Origin of the sequence: Burkholderia sp. b14, from assembly GCF_900156195.1 — a bacterium.
Classification (GTDB): domain Bacteria; phylum Pseudomonadota; class Gammaproteobacteria; order Burkholderiales; family Burkholderiaceae; genus Mycetohabitans.
Window position 1 is genome coordinate 395,158 of record NZ_FTPJ01000002.1, and the last position, 16,016, is coordinate 411,173.

A 16,016-nucleotide genomic window follows, 5' to 3' on the forward strand; every position below is an offset into this window, starting at 1 on the left:
CCTACCAGGTTGAACAACGGGTGCTGTGAAGTTTCATAGACGAAGACCTTGCCGCTATATAGGTCCAAGATCGATGCAAAATACAGCTTTTAACCTCCCCTTTTGCGTTCGTCACGTCGGTTACGCGAGTTGGGTCGAGACGTCGCACATTGAACTGTTGTTCAAGAAAGTTGGGCGTATTGTGGCTGAACGCATCGCTCCAGATACACCGCAACTTTTCCGGTAGCGTATCGTTGGTAGGGTCCTGCGAGACTTCGAGGGCTGGTTGGCGACAGGCCTTGTCCATCGACGAGCTGAATTTCGGCGCGGGTAACTTGATCACAGTGAGCTTTCCATTGGCCGTTAATGGTAGAGATTCAAGTGCTGTAAAGGTCTACAGCGCCATATGCTGCGGGAGTAAACGCATGGCATGGCAAAGGACGCTAGCCACCCTGTCCTTGCCGAGTACAACATACGCATCGGGCCGAGCAGACGCTGCGTCGTCAACGCTTGCACAATTCACAACACAGTGTGTTCATGCTTCGGCACGCGGAGCCGGTTGGCGCGGAGGGAATGCTTGATTGGGGACATTGGCCGTCAAGTTGACCCAGATCTGGAGATTCACTGACGCGAGTCGACCGAGTCGGGCACGCGGATCGCTTAAGCGCCTAGGATATTTTTGCCGGAGCACGAAATGGCTCAACTCATCCAAGAATTCAAGCAGTTTGCGATCAAAGGCAACGTGATGGACCTGGCCGTTGGTGTGATCATCGGCGGCGCATTCTCGACGATTGTCAATTCGGTGGTCAAGGACTTAATCATGCCAGTCATCGGTGCCGTCACGGGCGGGCTAGACTTTTCAAACAAGTTCATCCGTATCGGACGTATTCCGGCCACGTTCAAAGGCAATCCCGACTCGTACAAAGACCTGCAGGCGGCAGGCGTCGCGGTGTTTGGCTACGGGGCCTTCATTACAGTGGTCTTGAATTTTTTGATTCTGGCGGTGATCGTCTTCTTGCTCGTCAAAGCGGTGAACGAATTGCGCAGACTGGACGCGCATAAGGCTAAAGAGACGCCTGCCGTTCCGGCGGCGCCGCCCGAGGATATCCTACTGCTGCGCGAGATCCGCGATGCTCTGAAGCGTAGCGACGGCAGTATCGAGCGCACGCAAGGCGCTTGATACTGTTGCCCTGGCCTAGCAATGGGCAGCTCGTCACCCCCGTTAACGACGCAGCAATCGATATAGGCGCAAAAATGCTCCCCCACCGCTGTGGGTATGCGGCAGCATCCGCAGCCGTCGTGTAATTTGAGGTGGGAGAAGTCAGTGAGGCAATCGATGCTTGATTAAATCGACTACGAGACTCGGCGCGAACTGGTGCAGGCTGCTTTGGTGGTGTACGGCTTGACCGCGTCCCGACGCACGTACCCGAAGACCGGTGAGACGTTCTCCTCGACGCTAAAGCCGATCGGCAAGCGCGTCACCCTCTGTACGACATTGGTACTGACAAGAAGTGGATCCGCGACACGGTGAGCGAGTGTGGCGACCCAGACCGGATGCATGCCACAAATCGCAGGGTGGCAGCCGCAGTCGCAAGACGGGACGGGGCCTGCACTGGGGCGGTCGCAAGGTGTCCGTCGTGGGACGCGCGCTGCGAGCGGCAAGCCGGTACGGATATTGCGTCTGCCTCCGTGCTTGACGCGTCGCGTCGAACCGTGGCGTCCGGATTGGCGCCTTGAAATAGCATGGTGGCGGGCAAAGTATCGATTGTGGGGGACCACGCCACCACCCGTGCCATTTCACTTCCCGGGCGATGTAGTTTTTCCGCAGTCCGGGACCACGAAGGTAGGGAGATGAACAACGGCTTGAATTCACGAGATACCGGCGTCGAGCATGCCCGCACGCCAGTTGCTGCCACACTGCGCGACGCGGCCTGGCAGGGCAGCCACGCACGTGCGCCGCAGCCCGTCACGGTACGGCTTACAGTACGCGCGTCGGCAGGCGAGCTGCGGATTATTGCCGTGTGGGCAGCGTTAGGCACCTATGCCAGCCACGTTACGCAGAGCCGGATCCGCTGCAACCGAAAACTCGCCATGGACGTACTGGAACTGGACTTTCGCGATATACCAGATGCTGCGCTCACGGACATCGCAGCCTATCTGTCCGCGGCGCCGTGGGTACGGGACGCGCGCGTGAAATGGTGATGCTGGCATACATCGGCTGCACAGCCGCGGCGGCGCTTGCCGACCCGATGATGGCGGGCCGGCCGCGGTGGCCCGAAGTGCGCGCTGCTGACCGCGGCAACCGTGGGTTAATAGCTGGCCCCGGACGCCGGCCTGTCCGCGCTGCCCGTGCCGCCGGGCGCGACCCCGGAATTGTCGGCGCGCTTACATCCTTCAATGCCAGTGGTCAGCGCGGCCATGAGCATGGCAAATAGCAGGTAGACAACGTGTCGTTTCATCGCGGGTTCTCCTTTGACGAGTGTCGCAACGAAAGCTGCAATATACGTACCCGGGTGCTCGTTTCACGAGCCCCAGGGCGCCGTGTTTTTTGAACACCGTTGCTGCGGCGCGCGGCGATGGTGCCGGGCTCGCCGCGGGTGTATGCTGCCCGCTGGTTTGGTGTAATGTGTGTTGAAGCGGTATGAAGCTTATGCGGCCCCATTCCCGATATGCGTCTTTGGACATGTTGCTGCGCGACGTGCGCGCATGCCGTGTCTGTGATGCACAGTTGCCGGCCGGCGCACGGCCGGTGGTCAGGGCCAGCCGCGATGCGCGTCTGTTGATCGTCGGCCAGGCGCCGGGGGCAAAAGTCCATATGTCCGGGGTGCCATGGAGCGACGCCAGCGGCAAGCGGTTGCGGGACTGGCTCGACATGACCGAGGCCGAATTTTACGATGTATCTCGCGTCGCGATCATTCCGATGGGCTTTTGCTACCCGGGTCGGGGTACGAGCGGGGACAATCCACCGCGACCGGAATGCGCGCAATTGTGGCTTGAACAGCTGTTGTCCCATTTGCCACGGATTGAGTTGACCCTGTTAGTTGGACAATATGCGCAGCATCATTTCCTCGGCGCACGGCGCAAGTCGTCGTTGACCGAAACGGTCCGCGCGTGGGCCGAGTACGCCCCATCGTATGTGCCGCTGCCGCATCCGTCGCCGCGCAATCAATTATGGTTTAAGCGCCACCCGTGGTTCGCCGATCAGGTGCTGCCGATGCTCAAGCAGCGCATCGCGGCGTTGTTCGGCGCGTCATCACGCTAGCGGGCCGCGACGGGCGCCGCGTCGCTCGGTCATCGGCGTCTGGAGCCAACTTCATGCCATCGTGGCACGCCTCGATGGCAATGCGGTGTATAGCACCTGTCTGAGATGAGCCGCGGTCGCCGCGCCATCGCGCCGGTATTAACAAGGTCGTGCCTCACGGCGCCGGCGCGAATGCGGATCGTCGGCGACCGCTAGCCGCTCGAGCCCATGCACGGCGAGGCGGGAGCAGTACAGTGGCCAAGGGCGTACCGAACACCGCGGTCATGCCCGCCGGCTGCACCGGAAACCAGCAGCGTCTTGCGTTCTGCCGCCGATAAGCGGAAATACTGCGTGATTAGCGAGCCCAGCGCACCGCCAGTCATGATAATCGGGCGCCTCCGCGCCGAATGGTCCGCCACTGCCGATCACGATGTCAGATGACAACGGCTTAAGCAGCGCGACCTTGGGCGACATGCGGCTTTTGTCGAACAGGATCGCCTCGATGGCTTCGGGGATGCCGTGCCCGCGGATCTTCTCTGAGCCATACCGTGCAGTCAGACCGATAATGAGACCGCCGAGCACTGGCACGATGAAGATTGCGATGCCCAGCGTGTGCATGGCCCGTTCCCGTCTTGGCCACTGTTCGAAGCGGTGACGTCTTACCGTGGTAGCCGGCAGCGAGCGGCCAGTCAGTACATCATTGAAGCGCAGCAGCAAAGCGGCACGAGTTAAGCACAACTGGCCGATCTCAGTACTGGCTCACTCACGGTCACTCACGGGCGTTGAATTGCCGTTCTGACCTCGATAAAAAGGGCGCCTCAATGAAGCGACCATCCAAACTACAACGTTCGGCCTTGTTCACTGCACCGGCGTGCGGGCTAAAACTCAAGCCGTTCGCCATGCCGTTTTGTTGACATGGCTCGACCGAGCAGCGCCGATGCGAGCCGCCGGCCGTGGCGACGAACCGAGGATGTTCCAGAATGCTGCGCTGTGGCGTGCCGCGGTGATAATCCGCAAGCGATGGAATGCAGAAAAGCGCATCATAGACGTTGCATGGTAGGCGGCGGCGTGTTCGCTGCGGCGCGATGGGCATCGTGCGAGGCTGGTGCAGATCGGCCCAGCAGACGATTGCGCCAGTGAACGCAAGATTTTGCACTCCAACGTGCAAGGTCGCTCATGCAGGCCGCGCCGGCTAGGGAGCCGCGACCTGGTACGAACCGTGCATCTGCGCTGGCAATGCGCGATCAATAGAAAAACCGGATCGGACGAAGACTCGAAGGAGCACCGTTATGCCACGTTTTTTCTACTTACGCCGCGCGCCGCGCGGCTTCGGCGCCGAGGGCGACAGCCATGTCCGCCGCAGCCGCGCAACTTCGGCGCGTCCGCCCGGCGTGTCGTACGCTCCCGTGCCCACGCCCGAAGCGTTCATGTTGCCACCGAACGACTGGATACCGAACAACGACCGCCTGCCGGTGTTGCTATACCGCGCAGGACTCAGTCCATACGAGTACGACCTGGCGACGCGTTTTGAGGCCACCTTTTCCCGCTATGGCTGGCCACCGCAATGGCGTGACGGCATCTACGATTTCCCACACTTTCACTCGACCGCACACGAGGCGCTGGGCATCGCGCAGGGCGTGGCCAGCGTCGAGTTGGGCGGCCCCGGCGCACGCGAGGTGCAGCTGGAGCGCGGCGACGTGCTCGTGCTGCCAGCGGGCATAGCCCACTGCTGCCTGTCGGCCAGCGAGGACCTGGTGGTGGTCGGTGCTTATCCGGCCGGGCAGCAGTGGGACATCTGCCGAGGGCCATTGTCCGATGCTGCGGTGCAGAGCATGCGCTCGCTGGCGGTGCCGAATAGTGATCCGTTGGGAGGGACCAACGGCCCATTGACGCGTTTATGGGGCGCGAGATGACGCACTGACGCAACAGGAGTGAGCGATGAGCATACGGATCGTGCAGTTGGGATCGCCACGCGCCGATGACGAGGGCCTGCGCATCGGCACGGTGCGCAGGCCGCCACGCGGCGTGCCCAAGGCCGAATTTGCCCGATGTAACTACTACGATGTGTGGTTGCCGATCCTGTCGCCGGACGCAGATGGCGTGGCGCAGGCGAAATCGGCGCGCAGTCAAACCGAATGGAACGCGTTTGCCCGTAGCTTTCGTGCCGCCATGAACAGTGGTGACGCTAGCAAGGTGCTGGACGTGCTCGCCGCGCTTTCCAAGTCGACAAATTTCTCGATCGGCTGCTATTGCGAGGACGAAAGCCGTTGCCACCGCAGCATCCTGCGCGAGCTGTTGAAGGCACGCGGCGCGCAGATCCTAATGTAAAGCGATGGCCGACAGCGAATCCGCTCGCGGCCAAGCCCTTGGCACGTCGGATAAGGACCACTTCACAAGCGGGACACCTCACGCGCAGGATACATCGCAACGTCTATGGCCCAGCCTTCGCCAACAGCCGCGCCTCGCTCCGCGGCAAGGGCCTCGTGTAGGCTGGCGCGCATGATCCAGCCATGGCCTATCGGCGCGCATGGCTGCTGCCCGACGAGCTGAATCAGTCGCTGAAGTCCCCAGCGACCGCCTCAGAGCATGGCGGACAATGGGATGGAGGCTGCGTGCTCACGGCGGTTGGCGAGCAAATTCGAACGGGACCGCCAACGCATCGGCGTGCTGCACATCAGCAGCGAAGGGGACGCACTGCATATCCGCGACCTGCAACTGGCACCCGAAGCCCGCGGCGCGGGCGGCGCACGTTTTTTCTAGAAACCGTGCACGCGTGGGCTTGCCGGCGTCGCCTGCGGATACTGCGCTTGCGCGTGTTCACCGAAAACCCCGCCACAAGACTGTATGCGCGGCTCCGCTATCAGAACGCCGGGAGACCGCTTGCCGACTTCGGAATGGTCAAGATGGAACGCATTGCCTGACTGCGCTAGTCCGGCGTCACCGCCGGATTGATTCTGCACACCGCCTATAGGTTAGGCATCCTTTCAAATTGTCGGCTACGGTGCCGGCGGCCAGTCCGAGCTGATCGGCCCGGCCACCTCGTCAGGCTCGAAGGCCTGCGCTTCGCGCGCACCGGGCACACCGTTCTGTCGCGTGAAGAACGCACGGGGGCTCTCGCCGAATGCGCGACGAAACATCGCCGAGAAGGCACTCTGGCTCTGGTAGCCGAACTCATGGGCCACGCGCGCGAGTGGATACCCTTGACTGAGCAACGGGATTGCGCGCGCTAGCACCGCCTGCTGCCGCCATTGCGAAAAACTCATACCCAGTTCCTGCCGGAACAGCCGCGCAATGGTACGCACGCTGGCGCCCGCCCGTGCGGCCGACATCTCGAGCGTTTGAGCGTGCGCGGGATCGGCCAGCACGGCCTCGCACAGCCCCCGCAGGCGCTTCTCGGTCGGCAGCGGCACGCCAAGCGGCAATGGCCGGGAGCGCATCATCTCGTCCTGCAACAACTCGCACAGCAGCGCTTCACGCCGCCCGGGCAACTCGCGTGCATCGAGCGCCGCAATCACCTCGCGCATCAAAGGCGAAACTTCGACGACCTGGCATCCGCTAAGCCCTGCCGGACACGCAGACTCGTCAATATAGATCGTGCGCAGGAACGCGTCTTCGATGACAGCGACCTGATGCGGTACGTTCGGCGGCACATATACGGCGCGCGACGGCGGCACGATCCAGGTGGTGCTCATACTAGTCATGCGCAACACGCCGCGCGACGAGTAAGCCAATTGCGCCCACGGATGCGTATGGCCCGCAAAACCATGGCCAGCCGGCATGGGCCGAGACCTGATCCGGATCGGATGATCGCGGGTCGGCGCGTGATGTGGCGGGATATCGGCCATCATCAGGGCCGGGGTGTCGGCAGAGAGCATGGCACTGATAATGGCACAAACAAAGTGAAATAATGGCGCAGTTTCGCAGCAATTTGGCTCGTTGATAAGCGGTGTCATGATAGTGGCTGGGTGCCGCGTATAGCATACGCGGACACGCATCGGTACTGGTCGGCCGATTCATGCGTTGAGCGGCCGTTTTTTAGCTTCATCCGCCTGGATGCCTTCACTGTCACGGCACGCGCACTATGCTAGGGGGCGAGCGGCCCGGCCGTGCACCCGTGCTGGTGAAAGCCCATGGCGTGCAAGCGGCATCGGGCCGCTCTTGTTCCAGGAGATACGATGACAACGTTCGCCACCCCGGATCTGTGCGACGCCCATGAGGACAGCTTGGCTACCGGCATGCTGCATGTGCTGGCGTCGGTCTTCCGCGCCTTCGGGCGGGCGAGCACGTTCGCCGGGCCGGCATCAACGCTGAAGGTGTTCGAAGACAACACGCTGGTACGCGCGGCGCTGGAGGAAAAGGCGAGGGGCGGGGGCTGGTGGTCGGCGGCGGCAGCAGCGTGCGTTGCGCGCTCGTCGGCGGCAACCTCGGCATGCTCGCCGAGAAACATGGCTGGGGTGGCATCCTTGTCTACGGCACGGTGCGGGACACACGCGAGTTGGACGCATGCGAAGTCGGCATTCGCGCGTTTGCGGTGCACTCACAGCGCAGCCAAAAATCGGGGCATCAGCGAATGGGACGTTGCCGTCGCGTTCCCTAGTGTCACGATCCGGCGGGGAGAGATCTGCAGGGAGGCGGATGGCGTCCTCATCTCCACCACGAAGCTAACTTGAGCGAGAGAGACCATTATGCTGAACGTCTTTGTCTACGGAACACTGCGTGAAAACGAGGCCAACGATATTGGCCGTGCCGCCCAACGAAGCGGCACCGCGCAGCCGCGCTGGCTTGGCCGAGGCAGCGTGAAGGGCACGCTGTACGACCTTGGCGCGTATCCGGGCTTGGTACCCGATACAGCGGCCGGTGAGGTCTACGGCGACGTGTTCGAGATCGACGAGGCGCTATTACCGGTGTTGGATAAGATCGAGGAGGTATTTCCGCACCATCCGCGCGAGTTTCAGCGCAGCCTGATTCAGGTTCAGCTCAACGGTAGGCTGTTGCCGTGCCAGTTCTATCCTGTCGATGCCGCTTCGACGGTAGGGCGCACGCCCATCGAATGCGGCGACTGGGTTGTCCACCGCCGGATGCGCGATCACGGTGCTCAACCGGGCGAGGCTGACGTTGCGCTGTCCAAGGTGGCCGAAAACGCGGCGTAACCGCAAGTCGTGCATGCCGGGCGGTACCGGCCGCCCTGCCACCATCCATCCGTTTCGGGCGACAGCAGATGCGTCGGGTGGCGCACGAACGGACTGCACACTGGAGCACCAGGCTTCAAAATCAATCGCGTAGCTTACGACGAATTGGTGCGCGAGAGCGCCATGCACCGTAACCGGCGAACGCGGCGGCGTTCCGCATCAAGGGATGCGGCCTCGCTGATGTGAGGATTGACGTATCCGAGGTATTGTAGATTGGAGGACGAAGATATCCACGTCCTTACTCATACGGTGACCCTATCGCAGCATGAGGAGCATGCCCTGCTGAACGTCCAGAACGGATTTGCCGTGTCATGCTTTCGAATGTCTCTTATCTTATGTGGCTGCAATATGGGGGTGACTTTATACGCGTGCGCTAAGCCGCCGCCCCCTTGGTGCGCGCGGCGCCACGGGGGAGTTAGCGGCTTTTTCGCCCGTTGACGATCTGCTGTGTAACGTCCCCTTCGGTTTCGGCCCGCTCGGCTCGCCGCAGTGCTTACTGCAGTGCGAGGCTGCACTTCTCTTGATCGAAAACCTGCAAAAATGGGGTAACCATAGATTTAGTTTCAAACTGATTTTTTTCGCGCCCACTTCTGCCATGCCTTTTTGAGACGCTCGGCGGTGATTAGCTCCACGCCGAGCACTTCGCTGACCGCCAGCGTAGTCTGTCCAGCCTCAAATAGCGCCGCGATGTAACTATTGCGCAGCGTCTGGGGACTGGTGCGCGCCTGCCGCGTGGCCGACAGGCGGCAGGCGCGCACGATCGCCTCGGTGGCGCGCAGTGCGGTGACCGCGTGCATCGGGCGTCCATCCCGTGCGCCGGGAAAGACCCATGGACTGTTCACACCACTGGCGTGCCGTTCGACTAACCAGTGCGCCAGCGCCGACTGCGCAAACGGCTCGGGCCGAGGTTGATGCGAAAAGCGTGAGCCTGGCGTGGTGATATGCATGAGCCGGTCTGGCCCAATATTAATGCAGTTAACAGTCAGTTTAATTGCTTGTGAAACCTTTAACCCAGCGCCCAGAAACGTCGCGACTAACGCGCGGTCTCGTAAACTGTGCCAGCGCGCGTAATACGTGTCTGCCACCGGAGATAAGAGCGTGTCGATGATGTGCTGCCTTTCCTGCGGTGAAAGAAAATCGGTGTCCTGGTTACCTTTAACACGCTTCCATGTAGCTTGGCTGTCGCGCAACGCGCCGACAGCGGGATTGATACTGGCCTGTTGCCGTGTGCACGCGTTGATATCGATGAACACGCGTTCAATCAGTTTGCGGTAGCGCAAGCGTTGGTCGCGGTTTTCGTGATGCAAGCTGGCTAGAAAAGCGTTGATTGTGTCAGATGTCGCTGCGCTCAGAGGGAGGTGGCGCGCGTTAAGGTAGCGTACAAACGCGCGCCATTGAGCCAGATAGACCTTGGCCGTAGAAGGCTGCAAAGAGGAGCCGGTACGCCGTCCGGGTTGCCTGGCTAGCCATGCTTCAAACGATTGAATCGGCGCGCGGTCCCAGTCGGTGCGCTGTTGGGCGGCAAACAAATCAGTTTTGGTCATGGTAGGTAGGGGGGCATAAAGATGACTGTTAACTGCGCAATTAGAATGCCGCAACCACACCCACCTTGCAACAGATCAGCACGTCGCACACGAGGTAAAGCTCAATGCCGCACAGTTTGTGGAGCAGGCCAAGACGCAAACCACATTTAAAACGGCCAATCTGTCTTGTTCTGCAAGAAAAAAGATATGATGACGGTTCATCACTGTCAAACTCAAAGCCCAGGAATCAGGACGAGTACCCGCGATCGTGCCAGTCATGCCAGTCGGCTACGGCTTGCTGTGGGTTGCAGTTGCCGCGGACGGGGACAAGTTGAGCCAGCGGCGTGACGATTACAGTTCCTTTATCTACTTATCTACTTGAGCGCGCCGCTCAACTCCAACGCCGGCACGAAAAGCGCTGAGTATGTGCTTTCGTTGCGGCGCGTCAAAACCCAGCTTGGTTCTGCCGATTCCGGGCTTGGCTGCACCTCGAGCACCGTCAATACAGTCACCCATCTTCAGAAAGCCGTGCTGCGACACCCGCTACCACCTCTTCAACGATCTCTTGCAACTGCGTCGGGTTGTTACCGTCGCGCGCCTGAATCGAAATGCCCTGCATGACGGCCGCCAGATAGCGCGCCAAACGCTGAACCTCGTGCGTCCCCGCAAAGGGCTGGAGCGTTTGCGCAATCCGTTCGCGCATGGCATCACGCCGCGCGGCCGCGTCGCGAGCGAGCGAGACATGCGCCGGGTGACACGCGATCATGCCGCTTGAGATCAAACAGCCTCGTTCAAGGTGAGGGTTGGTGACGGCTCTCACGGCTCCCTCAAGTAATACTCGCACCGCCTCCGCCAGCGACGTTGCCGAGTTGATGGACGCCACATCGAGGCCTCCGAGCGTCGCCTCATAGCGGCTAACAGCTTCCCGATAAAGCTCCGCCTTGCTGCCGAAGGCAGCATACAGGCTGGGAGGCGCTATCCCAATCTCCTTCGTAAGATCGCCGATCGATACCCCCTCATAGCCATGCCGCCAGAACAGCCGCATCGCAGTGTCGATCGCCTTTTCCCGGTCGAAGCTCCAAGGCCGCCCGCCGCGCGATTTTGAGTCTCGTTCCATAGCGACACTAAACAACCCTTGACAAAAAAAGTCAAGCAAGTAAATTAACAATCACTAAACAACATAGAGTGACTCTCATGAACCATTCAAGACGTATCTTTCTCGCCGGCATGGCCGGCCTCACCGCCCTGGCCGCCAAAGTCGCCTATGCGACACCTCAAGGGACCAGCGCATTCTCCAACAAACCGGGTGCCTTTTTGGATAGGGCTGGACCTGTGCGCGAGCCGTTCGTCGTCCGCTCCGCCGATGGCGTGATGCTGAGGGGCGAGGCGCAGGGCGACAGCCAAGCGCCTGAGATCCTGTTCATTCACGGCCTGCGTCAGAGTCGCCTGAGTTGGGAGAAGCAGTTCGCCGATCCTGCGCTAACGCACTTGCGCATGGTCGGCTTCGATCTGCGCGGCCATGGTGATTCCGACAAGCCGGTTTCGCTCCAAGCCTATTCCGAAGCCGATCGATGGGCGGATGACGTCGCCGCCGTTATTGCCGGCGCCAAACTTCGCCGACCGGTGCTGGTGGGCTGGTCGCTCGGCGGCTTCGTGGTCGGTGCGTACCTGCGCAAATATGGCGGTGGTGCAATTGCCGGCATCAACCTGGTTGACGCCGTCACCAACCTGTCACCGGAGCTTCTCACCGAAGAGGCGGCAGCATTCACCAACACCACCACCTCTCACGATCTCGCCACACGAACCGCGGCCACGGCCGACTTCCTCGCTGCCTGCTTCCACCGGCTGCCGACAAAAGTGGATATGCAGCGCATGCTGGTCGTCAACGGCATGACGGCACGGGCCGTGAACGAGGGCTTTATCAAGACGGAGACGCCTAATTTCGAGTCCGTCTTTAAAGCCTATTCTGGCCCGATTTTGCTGACGCACGGCGTCCATGACCGGCTCGTCCGCATGGCGATGTCGGAACGGATCAAGTCGATTCACGCGAACAGCCGCCTGTCGCTCTTCTACGAGAGCGGACATAGCCCCTTTTACGAGGAGCCGGTGCGCTACGGACAAGAACTTGCGGGATTCGTGACGGCAGCCAACTATGGTTGAGAAGACCACCGTGAACCTGAATCGACAGCACAATCCTGCCAATCCTTGAGCAGCCGATAGTGCCAGGTCTAACGCGACGCCACCGTTCTTTTCAAGCTTCCACCCTCTGGACATCGATGCCGGCGGCGTTCGCTTTGCCGGCGTCATCGGCGGCATGGAGGCACCTACGTCGAAACGCGTGCGACGAACGGTATTTCAGTGCATTGCGCGGGTGCTTCTCGTTGTAATGCTCAAACAACCGGCCAGATTGCGAATGGCGTTCACCGCGTCAGGCTTCGGCATGAACGCAACGTAGTCGCGCTTCATCGTCTTCACGAAGCTTTCTGCCATGCCATTGTCCGCCGCTCGCGCCACGTGAGCGCCAAATCAAGACTCTCGCCAGAACGGAGCGGCCGGTGTGCATCGAAATCGCTCTTCGGTGGCTTCGCGAAGCGTGCATTGTAAGCCGCGATGAAGGAGGGCGCATACTGTGCGATTCACGGACATCGTTTCACTTTTTAGAGGGCCGTTTTCGTGGCGTGTTGGAACTTGCATCTTCTATCTGAGCCACGAATTCCAACACGCGCCGGCGATGTGTAGCAAGAGTCTTGTCAAGCCGCCATTCGCGGTGTTGAATGCGCTCTTTCAGTTCGTCGTAGGCACCGGCTAGCTCTTCCGAGAGAGGTGTCAGTTTGCCCAGTTCTGCGATGCGATCGACGGGCGTCTTGCCACCGCGTGATCCGTGCGGGCGGCGCCAGTTATAGTCGAGGTGCCACTGTTCAATTTGCTCCTTGATCGCGCCTTCGGTCAGACTATGACGGGACCAGCATTCGTTCAAGTCAGTGAGTTACGAATGCTCAACCTTGCCACTGAAGTGTGGCGAGCGTGGTGGGAGGGGTCGGAATTTGATGCACTTGCTCATCAGGCACCGCTGCACTGATTCGGCGAAGAACTCGCTGCCCCGTCGTGTCCATCTGGACGCAATCCCCCGGAACCGGACGGCTATAACGTTTCGGCTGCGCTGCTCGCTTGGGCCGAATCGATGATTTCACACGCGCCTCGCACAAGATCTTGCGAACGGGCGCGAGGGATCGTTCTTTTGGCTCGTGCAATCACAGCTCATTTTGGATCTGCCGCGTGCCTTTGTGCTCGGCGTGCAGTCGGAGGATCGTTACTCGATCACTCTCAAACACTTTCTGGCTTGGACTTTGGTGTGGACGGCGGCTTTGGGATGGCAGACCTGCTTCGCCGGCTTCCTGATAGCGGCGTAGCCATTTGCGAAGTGTCGGTTGGGAGATGCTACACCGCGCGCATACGAGGCCGGTGTTGCCGGTCTCGTGATACATGTGCGCCCAATGTAATCGCGCGGCGATCTCGATCCATCGCCTCGTTTTAGTTGAAACGATGTCCGTGAATCGCACACCTCAACTGTCACATGCTTGAGGGATCGCGCGGCGCGGCGTTGGTGATGCTTGTACACAAATCTGCGCTTGCTCGGATGTCGGGGGGACGCACGATGGGTCGATCTGAGTATCGACAATGCGCAATATTTCGCGTCGCTGATCGAACGCCAGCGGGATTTTGAGCTTGTCATCGCACCGCAGCTATGCGTCCTGCCCTATCGTTACGAGCCGGAGCGGGTGCGCGAGGCATTAACCAACGGCTCCGTGTCATTGCAGCCCGCACGAGGTACAAGTTCAGCTGGCTGGTCGCGCAAAGCATCATCAATCTGATGGTAAAGCCGGCCAACATCGAACCGCTACCCCGAATGTGCGGTATTACCAGTTCCCTCATGCCCTCCACGGGTCAATAATGGGGATATCGCAATCAACAAAAACCTTAGTATTGTGCGTCGCCAGCGTCGCCCCTTGTGACCGTGTGATGGCCGCAATCATCACATCAAACTGGCTGATGGGTATGCCAGCGCTTTTGCGTGACGCGGCAATTTGTGCGTATATGTCTGCTGCACGACTGTCGAAGCTTAAAAGCCTGCCCGCAAAATCTTCGTCAAAGATCGCGTTAATGGCTGATGCCAATGCCTCTTTGCGAGCACCGTGTGCCAGCAGCCGCACACCGTAAAAAATTTCCGCTTTCGTGACCGTCGTGGTGAAAAGCGAGACGCGACGCTGCTCGGCTAGCCAGGTCATCACTTTTGCGTTGGGCACCGGTCGCAGCGTTTCGGATAAAACGTTGGTGTCTAGAGCGTGTTATGCACTTTCAGTGAAGCTCAGAATCGAATCAAGATGGAGAAGCGCAGACTCTATCCGAGCGACGTGACGGACGAGGAATGGCGCTTCGCTGCTGCGTTGGCTAGCTCACGCGGGCGCTGCGTGGCGCATGCTGCCGACGAACTTTCCTTCATGGGAGGCGGTGTATCAGCAAATTCAATGCTCGCTGCGAGCGGACTGCTTCGAAGCGATGGCTCAGGATTTGCATTCGGTGCTGTTTGTTGCGCAGGGTCGGCAAGCTCAGACCAGTGCGGTGGTTCTGAACGGGCGGACGTTGCAGTCGAGCTGCGAGCGTGGCCCACGCGCAGGTTATGGCGGCGACAAGCGTAAACGGGCAAGCAAAGTGCATATGGTCGTCAATACGCTCGGGCATTGGCTGGCGGTTCATGTCACGCCAGTCAATGAGCAAGCGCGCGCGCAAGTTCCGATGTTGGCACAAGCGGGGCAGCTTGTGAGCGGGCAGAGCGTGAAGCTTGCCTTTGCCGACCAAGGTTATATAGGAGAAGAGCCTGCACAAGCCACGCAAGATGAAGGCATCGAATTGCAGGGTATCAAACGGCCAGAGGCAACGAAGGGCTTTATCCTGCTGCCGCGCCGACAGATTGTCGAGCGCAGTTTCGGATGGCTCAAGCGCTTGCGAAGACTCGCTCGCGACGACGAGCGTTTGCCTGAGACGCTCGTCGGCTTGCATTTCGTCGTCTTTGCCATGCTCATGCGCGTTCATGCCGCGCCTATCTTGCAAAGTGCATAACACGCTCTAGGATAATCATGTGTTCCAATCCACCGGTTCCCGAATCGCTTCACGCGCCGGTAACTCCAGTTCAACGCCGCCAATTGATTGTAGACGGCTCCGGATAGCTTGCGCCAAGTTTTGCTGAGGGCTGGCCGATTCAGTTAAAAGCGCCGCCCGTAGAATATCTCTGGCTTCTTCCTCCATTGAGTGACCGTGCTGCGCCGCCTGTACCCGCAAACGCATCTTAAGCCCTTCATCGAGGTTGCGAATGGTCATGCTTGCCATGTTAGCCTCCGTCATCATTGATGGCAATTTAATCATTGATTGCATATTTGGCAATCAGCGTTATGCGTACTCATGCGCTACGTTAGCCGTTGATTCGGTGCTTGGCTTGGTCTTTCGATGACGCCAGCTGTCGTTGCTGTGCAGGTGGCAATCCGCGGCGGTTAGCGACGCGTGGTCCAGATGATCGCGCACGCGGCGCAGGTCGAATTGTTCGTCGACCATGTGCGAGCTTGCAAGCTGACGCGGCGCGGATTATGCTAATACAAGGGGAAACTTAACACCATGGCTGTAATGTCAGAAAGCTGGACTGATACGCCGTGTGCAAGTGATCTGCGACCGAGCGAGGTGTTCGCTTGACCGAGCGAAGCACTTGGGCAGACCAGTCTGCGATGGGTCACCTGGGCGGTTTGCGCTCAGTTAGCGAGATAAACGCTGGCTGGGCCCATTAGCGCTGTGGCTCCCGAGCAGGGGGCTCGACCGGATCTTTGTCGCTCCAGTTCATCCGATGGCCGCGCACCGTCCGGCGGTGCCGCGTGTCCTCTTCCTCATGTAAGTACACGCTTGTAGTGGTCAGCGACACATGCCCGAGGTTATCGCGCACCGTGCGCAGATCGAGGCCGGCGTCGGCCTGATGCGAGCCGGCCGTATGCCGCAGCTAGTGCGCCGAGGCGCGGGCCTTGGAACGACCAGCGGCATGTC

At 60.2% G+C, this 16,016-nt stretch carries 16 protein-coding genes and 7 pseudogenes; 12 read left to right on the plus strand and 11 right to left on the minus strand.

All coding sequences use genetic code 11. From position 1 onward, the window contains the following. The first annotated feature begins 673 nt into the window (after nucleotides 1-673). From mscL to B0B13_RS02895, 3 genes are all read left to right on the plus strand, one after another. The gene (gene mscL, locus B0B13_RS02885) at nucleotides 674-1,159 is read left to right on the plus strand and encodes a large conductance mechanosensitive channel protein MscL (RefSeq protein WP_076794258.1); all 486 of its coding nucleotides are present in this window, start codon (nucleotides 674-676) and stop codon (nucleotides 1,157-1,159) included. A 213-nt stretch (nucleotides 1,160-1,372) separates the two neighbouring features. Next, nucleotides 1,373-1,510: a hypothetical protein gene (locus tag B0B13_RS17595; protein WP_237574094.1), complete on the plus strand. Its 138-nt coding sequence runs from the start codon at nucleotides 1,373-1,375 to the stop codon at nucleotides 1,508-1,510. Nucleotides 1,511-1,830: 320 nt separating this feature from the next. Beyond that, complete coding sequence (locus B0B13_RS02895; RefSeq protein ID WP_076794260.1) at nucleotides 1,831-2,181, plus strand: hypothetical protein; 351 nt, start codon at nucleotides 1,831-1,833, stop codon at nucleotides 2,179-2,181. A 107-nt stretch (nucleotides 2,182-2,288) separates the two neighbouring features. Here B0B13_RS02895 and B0B13_RS18180 read toward each other — a convergent pair whose 3' ends face one another. Then, a complete protein-coding gene (locus tag B0B13_RS18180) occupies nucleotides 2,289-2,438 on the minus strand; it encodes a hypothetical protein (protein WP_170872336.1) in 150 nt (49 codons plus the stop codon). A 182-nt stretch (nucleotides 2,439-2,620) separates the two neighbouring features. Between B0B13_RS18180 and B0B13_RS02900 the strand changes: the two genes are divergently transcribed. Continuing rightward, nucleotides 2,621-3,241 (plus strand): uracil-DNA glycosylase family protein, encoded by a 621-nt coding sequence (locus tag B0B13_RS02900; RefSeq protein WP_076794261.1) that lies wholly within the window; start codon nucleotides 2,621-2,623, stop codon nucleotides 3,239-3,241. 223 nt (nucleotides 3,242-3,464) lie between these two features. Here the strand turns inward: B0B13_RS02900 and B0B13_RS02905 are convergent. Together B0B13_RS02905 and B0B13_RS18185 are read right to left on the minus strand one after the other, a co-directional pair. Continuing rightward, nucleotides 3,465-3,850 (minus strand): annotated as a pseudogene (locus tag B0B13_RS02905) (chloride channel protein); the annotation flags it as partial. A 139-nt stretch (nucleotides 3,851-3,989) separates the two neighbouring features. Further along, nucleotides 3,990-4,313, minus strand: coding sequence for a hypothetical protein (locus B0B13_RS18185; protein WP_170872337.1), 324 nt, complete (start codon nucleotides 4,311-4,313; stop codon nucleotides 3,990-3,992). 196 nt (nucleotides 4,314-4,509) lie between these two features. On the opposite strand from B0B13_RS18185, the gene B0B13_RS02910 reads away from it, so the two are divergent. The 4 genes and pseudogenes from B0B13_RS02910 to B0B13_RS18190 all read left to right on the plus strand — a co-directional run bounded on the left by B0B13_RS02910 (nucleotide 4,510) and on the right by B0B13_RS18190 (nucleotide 5,980). Beyond that, a complete protein-coding gene (locus B0B13_RS02910) occupies nucleotides 4,510-5,133 on the plus strand; it encodes a cupin domain-containing protein (RefSeq protein ID WP_083703598.1) in 624 nt (207 codons plus the stop codon). A gap of 25 nt (nucleotides 5,134-5,158) precedes the next feature. After that, complete coding sequence (locus B0B13_RS02915; RefSeq protein ID WP_076794263.1) at nucleotides 5,159-5,548, plus strand: DUF488 domain-containing protein; 390 nt, start codon at nucleotides 5,159-5,161, stop codon at nucleotides 5,546-5,548. 182 nt (nucleotides 5,549-5,730) lie between these two features. Beyond that, nucleotides 5,731-5,859, plus strand: a pseudogene (locus B0B13_RS18990) (ModE family transcriptional regulator); the annotation flags it as partial. Continuing rightward, a complete protein-coding gene (locus tag B0B13_RS18190; RefSeq protein ID WP_170872338.1) occupies nucleotides 5,807-5,980 on the plus strand; it encodes a hypothetical protein in 174 nt (57 codons plus the stop codon). The pseudogene B0B13_RS18990 and the gene B0B13_RS18190, both read left to right, overlap by 53 nt. Before the next feature lie 236 nt (nucleotides 5,981-6,216). Here B0B13_RS18190 and B0B13_RS02925 read toward each other — a convergent pair whose 3' ends face one another. Beyond that, nucleotides 6,217-7,095 (minus strand): AraC family transcriptional regulator, encoded by an 879-nt coding sequence (locus B0B13_RS02925; protein WP_076794266.1) that lies wholly within the window; start codon nucleotides 7,093-7,095, stop codon nucleotides 6,217-6,219. Between the two features lie 300 nt (nucleotides 7,096-7,395). Here B0B13_RS02925 and B0B13_RS02930 point away from each other — a divergent pair, with 300 nt between their 5' ends. Together B0B13_RS02930 and B0B13_RS02935 are read left to right on the plus strand one after the other, a co-directional pair. Beyond that, nucleotides 7,396-7,890, plus strand: coding sequence for an RraA family protein (locus tag B0B13_RS02930; protein WP_422393116.1), 495 nt, complete (start codon nucleotides 7,396-7,398; stop codon nucleotides 7,888-7,890). 15 nt (nucleotides 7,891-7,905) lie between these two features. After that, nucleotides 7,906-8,370: a gamma-glutamylcyclotransferase family protein gene (locus B0B13_RS02935; protein WP_076794268.1), complete on the plus strand. Its 465-nt coding sequence runs from the start codon at nucleotides 7,906-7,908 to the stop codon at nucleotides 8,368-8,370. A gap of 602 nt (nucleotides 8,371-8,972) precedes the next feature. Here the strand turns inward: B0B13_RS02935 and B0B13_RS02940 are convergent. Further along, nucleotides 8,973-9,953 (minus strand): site-specific integrase, encoded by a 981-nt coding sequence (locus B0B13_RS02940; protein ID WP_076794269.1) that lies wholly within the window; start codon nucleotides 9,951-9,953, stop codon nucleotides 8,973-8,975. Nucleotides 9,954-10,440: 487 nt separating this feature from the next. Then, the gene (locus B0B13_RS02945) at nucleotides 10,441-10,977 is read right to left on the minus strand and encodes a TetR/AcrR family transcriptional regulator (RefSeq protein WP_212667340.1); all 537 of its coding nucleotides are present in this window, start codon (nucleotides 10,975-10,977) and stop codon (nucleotides 10,441-10,443) included. Between the two features lie 149 nt (nucleotides 10,978-11,126). Between B0B13_RS02945 and B0B13_RS02950 the strand changes: the two genes are divergently transcribed. Next, the gene (locus tag B0B13_RS02950; RefSeq protein ID WP_076794273.1) at nucleotides 11,127-12,092 is read left to right on the plus strand and encodes an alpha/beta fold hydrolase; all 966 of its coding nucleotides are present in this window, start codon (nucleotides 11,127-11,129) and stop codon (nucleotides 12,090-12,092) included. Between the two features lie 91 nt (nucleotides 12,093-12,183). On the opposite strand, the pseudogene B0B13_RS17610 reads toward B0B13_RS02950, so the two are convergent. The 3 pseudogenes from B0B13_RS17610 to B0B13_RS02970 form a co-directional block, all read right to left on the minus strand. After that, a pseudogene (locus tag B0B13_RS17610) lies at nucleotides 12,184-12,431 on the minus strand (integrase core domain-containing protein); the annotation flags it as partial. A 151-nt stretch (nucleotides 12,432-12,582) separates the two neighbouring features. Further along, a pseudogene (locus tag B0B13_RS02960) lies at nucleotides 12,583-13,417 on the minus strand (integrase core domain-containing protein). A gap of 444 nt (nucleotides 13,418-13,861) precedes the next feature. Further along, nucleotides 13,862-14,260: pseudogene (locus B0B13_RS02970) on the minus strand (type II toxin-antitoxin system VapC family toxin); the annotation flags it as partial. Between the two features lie 54 nt (nucleotides 14,261-14,314). Between B0B13_RS02970 and B0B13_RS02975 the strand changes: the two are divergent. Further along, nucleotides 14,315-15,050 (plus strand): annotated as a pseudogene (locus B0B13_RS02975) (IS5 family transposase). Nucleotides 15,051-15,065: 15 nt separating this feature from the next. Here B0B13_RS02975 and B0B13_RS02980 read toward each other — a convergent pair. After that, complete coding sequence (locus B0B13_RS02980; RefSeq protein ID WP_076794585.1) at nucleotides 15,066-15,317, minus strand: FitA-like ribbon-helix-helix domain-containing protein; 252 nt, start codon at nucleotides 15,315-15,317, stop codon at nucleotides 15,066-15,068. A gap of 445 nt (nucleotides 15,318-15,762) precedes the next feature. Further along, nucleotides 15,763-16,008: pseudogene (locus B0B13_RS18995) on the minus strand (tyrosine-type recombinase/integrase); the annotation flags it as partial. Nucleotides 16,009-16,016: the final 8 nt, after the last annotated feature.